The sequence below is a fragment of the Desulfuromonadaceae bacterium genome (genome assembly GCA_019429445.1).
Taxonomy (GTDB): Bacteria; Desulfobacterota; Desulfuromonadia; order Desulfuromonadales; family JAHYIW01; genus JAHYIW01.
This window is the reverse complement of record JAHYIW010000055.1, coordinates 1-5,825: the sequence shown is the minus strand read 5'-3', so window position 1 is coordinate 5,825 and position 5,825 is coordinate 1. Positions and strand designations below refer to the sequence as shown.

At 50.8% G+C, this 5,825-nt stretch carries 4 protein-coding genes; all 4 read right to left on the bottom strand.

Annotated elements, in window-relative coordinates:
- Positions 1 to 90: 90 nt before the first annotated feature.
- The 4 genes from cas7c to K0A93_13425 are packed head-to-tail and all read right to left on the bottom strand — an operon-like array spanning position 91 to position 5,598.
- Positions 91 to 951, bottom strand: coding sequence for a type I-C CRISPR-associated protein Cas7/Csd2 (cas7c, locus tag K0A93_13440; protein ID MBW6513092.1), 861 nt, complete (start codon positions 949 to 951; stop codon positions 91 to 93).
- 3 nt (positions 952 to 954) lie between these two features.
- Complete coding sequence (gene cas8c / locus K0A93_13435) at positions 955 to 2,700, bottom strand: type I-C CRISPR-associated protein Cas8c/Csd1 (protein MBW6513091.1); 1,746 nt, start codon at positions 2,698 to 2,700, stop codon at positions 955 to 957.
- On the bottom strand, positions 2,697 to 3,362 hold the full coding sequence (cas5c, locus tag K0A93_13430) for a type I-C CRISPR-associated protein Cas5c (GenBank protein MBW6513090.1): 666 nt from the start codon (positions 3,360 to 3,362) through the stop codon (positions 2,697 to 2,699). Before cas5c ends, cas8c begins: the two co-directional genes overlap by 4 nt.
- A 34-nt stretch (positions 3,363 to 3,396) precedes the next feature.
- Positions 3,397 to 5,598: a CRISPR-associated endonuclease Cas3'' gene (locus K0A93_13425; GenBank protein ID MBW6513089.1), complete on the bottom strand. Its 2,202-nt coding sequence runs from the start codon at positions 5,596 to 5,598 to the stop codon at positions 3,397 to 3,399.
- Positions 5,599 to 5,825 lie beyond the last annotated feature (227 nt).

Sequence of the window (5,825 nt, the reverse complement as noted above, 5' to 3'; positions counted from 1 at the left end):
TTGAAATTTCAGATCTCAGAACATTGACAGCAGCCTCTGTGAAATATGCAATCTGAGATCTGAAATCGCCTGTCGCATTTGCGACAGGCGTTACAGTTTCTCGATTATCTCAACCCCCGCCGGGGCCGTACCGACCGTCACGTCATAATCCTTGAACGACCGCGCTGGACCTTCGGTGCGGTCGTTGCGTTTGATGTCGATCAGGTCGAAGAGTTTGTGCGCGGGGGCGTTGCCGAGTTTATCCTGATGTTTGAAAACGAACAGTTTCTGGCTGCTCATTATTCCCCGAGCTGCGGAGCGATCATGCTCGAACATGTTGGTTAGAGCGTTCCAGAGCAATTCAAGATCCGCATCACTGAATCCGGTTTTTTCCGCCAGAGGTGCGGAAATGAAGCCTTGAGCAACATACAGCCCATAAGGAACGATGTGCTTGCGCCCCATGGTGCGTTCTTTTTCCAGGTCTTTTTCATTGGTCACTGCCATGCGGGTAATGCTGATCTCCTGCGAAAGGATCGGATCGACACTTTTGGCAAAGGCAATCTGCACTGGTCCTCGCACCTGGCCACAGTTGACTTCAGTGGTCATAACTGCACCAAAGCTACGAATATCGTAGAAATTGGCGCACATCCAGCCGGTGACTTTTTGTGCGTCTTCGATTTTTTTGGGTAGCTTTTTCGCTTCAGGCTTCAGATCGAACTGTTTGTAAGCCATCTCGTTGCTGCGGTTGAGCACCGCTTTTTCCTGCACGTAGATATTGAAACCTTCAGAACCTTCTTTGGCGAGAGCGACATGGTTGCGGATCTTGCGCTTCAGACAGACGTCGGTCACCAGCCCATGGCCGGTTTCAGGATCAACGCGCGGAGTATTGCCGGCGTCGGGATCACCGTTGGGATTACCGTTCTGTACGTCAAACAACAGTGCGAATTCGTAACGATTGGATATTGCGTTCATTGTTTAGCCCTCCTGAGTTTTCTTAGTGAAGAAATCTTTACGCTGATGGTAGTAGCCGATCATGAATAACCCTTGCTGTTCAGGTGACTGAGTTTTCGGGTAATTGTCAAACAGGCCGATAATGTCTTGTGTCAGCCGCTCAAGATAGACTGCCCGACCCTTCTTTTCCTGATCTTTGCGCAGCTTGGCGATGTGATTGGTCTGATTTTTCAGCAGCAAGTGAAAAACCAGACTCGGCGTTGCGGCAGCCGACGCCAGATAGCGATCCTTCACCGTCGCATTGGCTCCGGGGACCGCCTCTTCCTGGGCTTTTTCGATAACAGCGAAGAGCCGTCCCAGCAGATACGGTTGATCGGTTCTTTCAGGGTCAAAACTCACGGGGACCTCCTCCATTCGGGTGTTACGCAGCAGATAGGCCTTGAGCAGTGCGGCGCGAAAATAAGTAACATTGTGCTCGGCGCGTATGCGGTCAAGCACTACGGGCAACAAGTTTTGTGGATAGGGCTGGCCAGTCAACATCGCGCGGGTCAGGCCACCGGCTAGAACCGGAGAGATATTTTCAGATTTGCCAAGGGTTGCGGTTTGCACCAGTAAGCGCCACAAGGAAGGAAACTCCGGCTCGCTATCGAACTGCTGTACGAGATTGAGTTCCCGGTAATGCCGACCGACCGTTTCCAGCAGTTCGCCCAAGCTGGTTTCCTGCCAGAAACGGATCGACAGACGAGCAGCATTAGGCGCCAGGCCGAGGATGTAAAAACTCACGTCCTCGTTCAGTTCGGGCATGAAATCGGAAGGCTTGCGACCGTCGCTAATAGCTTTCAGCAGACCGTGAATATTTCTGGTCGAAATCTGGTCATCCTGCTCCGTCGGCTTTTGCGTATCTTCTGACGGAGGGTCAAATAAATCAGCCAGAAAACCTTCGGCTTCAATCGCTTTTTTTGCCCAGAAGACATAAGTCGTATCACCGATGGTTATTTTCTGACGGCTGTCCAAAGCAAGGAGAGAGCTGAGAGCGGTAGTGTAAGAAAAAGCAGCCTCCTGGCTAATCGGGGCATTAAAAGATTGCTGTTTACCGTAAGACTCAAATGCCGAAAGATTAAATGAAACAATTGAGGCCCCTGACGATTGAGCCCCACGAACACCCTTAATTGAAGGATGAAGGCGGGCAATAGGACGCTTGCGTCCTGTTATTAAACACTGACTTGTGTTGCCCTGCTCTTTGTCAGCCAAGCATGCTGACCATGACTCTCGTGCTGCAGACCGATCATGTACAAACCCAGGAACACCATCCAGCCTAAAAACAAGATTGCTACCACAAATATCAGGCCAATCCTCCCGGTTAGCGACATCTTTGCTATGACCATTTTCCAGAAATTTTAACACTGCTTTAAGTCCTGGATCAGAAACGTCGCAATATTTTTTTAACTGTTCAATAAATGCCTCATGGCATCGGTCAGCGCGCTCCTGTTTACCTTTGTCGTCAAATCCCAATACGTAGTTTGTTGCATCCCAAAGAAAATTTGCCTTTATTCCACTGGCTTTTTTTTCCGCTGCCGGAACCGGCATTTTGCGCGGATGAAGCTTATTGCCGTTCAGTTCTCGCAAATCTTCAATCGCCTTGACTGAACCGTCTTCATCAAGCACCAAGGCAAAAGAAATGTTCTCGATGCTGGTGCCGTAAGGTGGCATCCGAGAATCATGATCTTCAACCATGCGCTGATAATACTCGTTGAGTGCATGCAGCATCATGCGTGCACCTCCATAGCTAGCGGTGATGGCGGCGTGATAATACCGTCTTCCATCTGTGCGCGGAAAAAGAGCGGGGTCATATTGTTGGCAAAATCAATATCGAGGAGCATATATCCAAGGTCCTTGCTTTGTCCGGCATAGCAAGATGTCGGCATTTCATCCTCAAGCAGTTCGAAATTGGCCGGGAATTCACGACAACCCAAAGCGGGCTGGTGAAAAAACTGTCCCTTTTTTGCTCTACGTCGGAAAATATCGAGATGTTTCCCCTCGTTGTCCTCATTGCCGGCATTGTCGGTTAATTCGAAATGCGCCTCGATGACGTACTCGACATCACGCAGCAGAGTTGATGCGCGCTGCTGACGATTGCTGCCGTCATCGACCAGGAAATAGAGAGGTTTTTTATCCCGCATTGCGGTGACAGGGTTCGGCTTGGGGATTTTGGAACTGACCTCGTTGCGCCGAACATTATCGAATTTGATGGGTCGCAGTACGTGAATCTTGTCGACCACCCAGCGAATCGCCGGTTTCCAGTGGATCGCCTCAAGAATCCCACGTGCCGCTGAAGGGGTCATAACATCGTACGAGACGCGCTCGACCTTCATTTCAGGTCGGGTAAAACAGGCATAATCACCCCAGATCCGCAGCTTGATACCATACGCCATAGGCTTCCTCCTTCCATTAACTCAATATGGTTTTTCAACAGATTAACTCTTCCGAATTCCAAACCTCGCCGTCATCAACAAGCAACCCTACATCGCTTCGGTAAGCTCGTAAATTCCGAAGAACCGGAAATTTATCGTCAATAACTTCCAACGCTCCAGCGGCGTTCAAAATGGCAAATTCTTTGGTTCTGACGGCCACAGTATATTGCTGAAGCTTACGCAGAATCGCCCCCGGATGTTCGGCGAAATACAGTTGACGCATAAGCTTCTCGGCATCCGGTTCTTTCGGGATGATGACGCCGATACTTTCATCCTCAATAAGACGAAAATCCTGTGCTACTTCGCGAAAGGGAAAATAAAGTGCCGGGGTGAGTTGCTGATTGAGGCGTCGGACAATCTGTTTTTTATCCAGATCCTGCACATCGTAGAGCAATTCAAAGTAGCGCCGCATCACAGCAAGACCAATGGGGTCGGCCCCCGACAAACTGCGCAAGACCTCCTCGGCGCGCGTGGCACAACGCTTGAGCCAGGGCATGCGTGGCGGTATTTCCGGTACGTACACATAAACCCGGCCGACTGCACCGATATTGTTGAGCAGTCCCTCACGGTTGCAGCGGCCCGCCGCCTGGGCAATGGAATCGAGTCCAGCCATGGCGCGGAAAACCACGGGAAAATCAAGATCGACTCCGGCCTCAACCAGCGAGGTCGAAATCACCCGACATGGTTTTTTGGGTACAGCCTTGAGTCGATCACGAATGTCATCAAGTACGCGGCGACGATGCTCAGGATACATATTGGTCGAAAGATGATAGATGCCATCAGTGCCCTGTATTCGTTCGTACAGGTCACGCGCGTGCGCTTTGGTAGAAACAATGCACAGAACCTGGTTTTCAGTCGCAACCCGGCCAGCCAATTCGTCGTCAGGCAAGATTCCGACAAATTCTACCTTGGTGCGTCGCAGGGCATCGTAGTATTGCTGCGGGCTATCGATGATTTCATAAATATTCGGTAGAGCTGCCCGTATACTGTTCTGGTCATCAAGCGCCGGTTGAGTCGCGGTACAGAGCACGACCGAGCAGCCATAATGGTTGACCAATTCACGTAAAGCGAGCAAGCAAGGTTCGAGATATTCGGTCGGGATTGCCTGCGCCTCGTCGAGCACGATCACACTTCCGGCGATGTTGTGGAGTTTGCGACAGCGCGATGTCTTATTGCTGAACAGCGATTCAAAGAATTGCACATTGGTCGTCACCACCAATGGAGCATCCCAGTTTTCTGCTGCCAACCCGCGGCGACGGTTGTATGCAGCCCCTTCAGAGTCATCTGATTCCTTGTAATTACAGTGGTGTTCCAGCACAGCTTCGTCACCGAGAATTCTACGAAAAACCTGGGCATTCTGTTCGATGATTGACGTGAAGGGGATTGCGTAAATGACCCGTCGTTGGCCATTAGCAACAGCGTGATCCAAGGCAAAAGTCAAAGAAGAAAGAGTTTTGCCGCCACCGGTCGGAACCGTCAGGGAAAAAATCTGCGGTGGTAAATCTGCCTTGATGCGGCATTGTGTCAGGATTTCGTGACGATACTGATTGACCGATGTTGGTGCTGCTCCCTTAACAAGATCGACAAGGTGATCATCCAATTTCTTTTTCAGTTCTGACATCTGGCCCGAGATTATAACTGGTCTGTCAGCATTTTTCTCAGGATCACAGAAAGCCTCGGTATTGAGAAAATCGGCATCAACTAAGCAGGAAAAAATCATCCGGGCAAAAAAAGTCAGACTGAAACCGGCATGGTCTTTACTGTTTAACCGAAATGGTGGCAAAAGATCCCTCTTATTATCGACAACCGGGATCAACTCGGCATCCTCTGGAACCTTGCCGTATTTGAGGCGGTAGTGAAGCTCCCTTTCCTGCAAACCACCATCCGGCAATCCACCATGGTGTCCGGCAATCATGTAGGAGATTAGCAGCCCGAGACGCCCTCCATGCTCCTGCGCCAATCTTGCTCCGAATGTCGAATGGTCGACCCGTTCAGAACTCCCTTCCAACCGCCGTTGAAACGCCGCAGTCGCTTTTCCGGCATCGTGCAACAGACCAGCCATCCGCCCCCACTCCCCAGCGTCAAAGACAGAAGCAAACTCCTCCGCCAATTCCGCCACTCCCAGCAGATGCTCTTCCAGCCCCTGCCAGTCCGACTTATCCGGATTATGCCCGGAATGCGCATAAAATTTTTCCACCACTCTCTCCTCTGCCCCTCGCCCAACCACCCTACCCCACCCGAGTGTCAATAAAAGTCACACCTCTTAACAAAAACGACAAAAAAACCGCAATGCACCGGCTTTTGTTTCAGCCGGTGCGTTGCGGTTATGGTTGTGGTTCTGTGTGTTCATGCCCCCCCCTTCGCCAAGAGGGATGTTAACCTTTCAGGGAAGCAGGGGCAAGAAAGCAATTCAAACGCCACCGC

Bases quoted from the DNA above. Each gene is read 5' to 3' on its own strand.
- cas7c (MBW6513092.1), bottom strand. From the start codon at position 951: ATGAACGCAATATCCAATCGTTACGAATTCGCACTGTTGTTTGACGTA.
- cas5c (MBW6513090.1), bottom strand. From the start codon at position 3,362: ATGGCGTATGGTATCAAGCTGCGGATCTGGGGTGATTATGCCTGTTTT.
- cas8c (MBW6513091.1), bottom strand. From the start codon at position 2,700: ATGATGCTGCATGCACTCAACGAGTATTATCAGCGCATGGTTGAAGAT.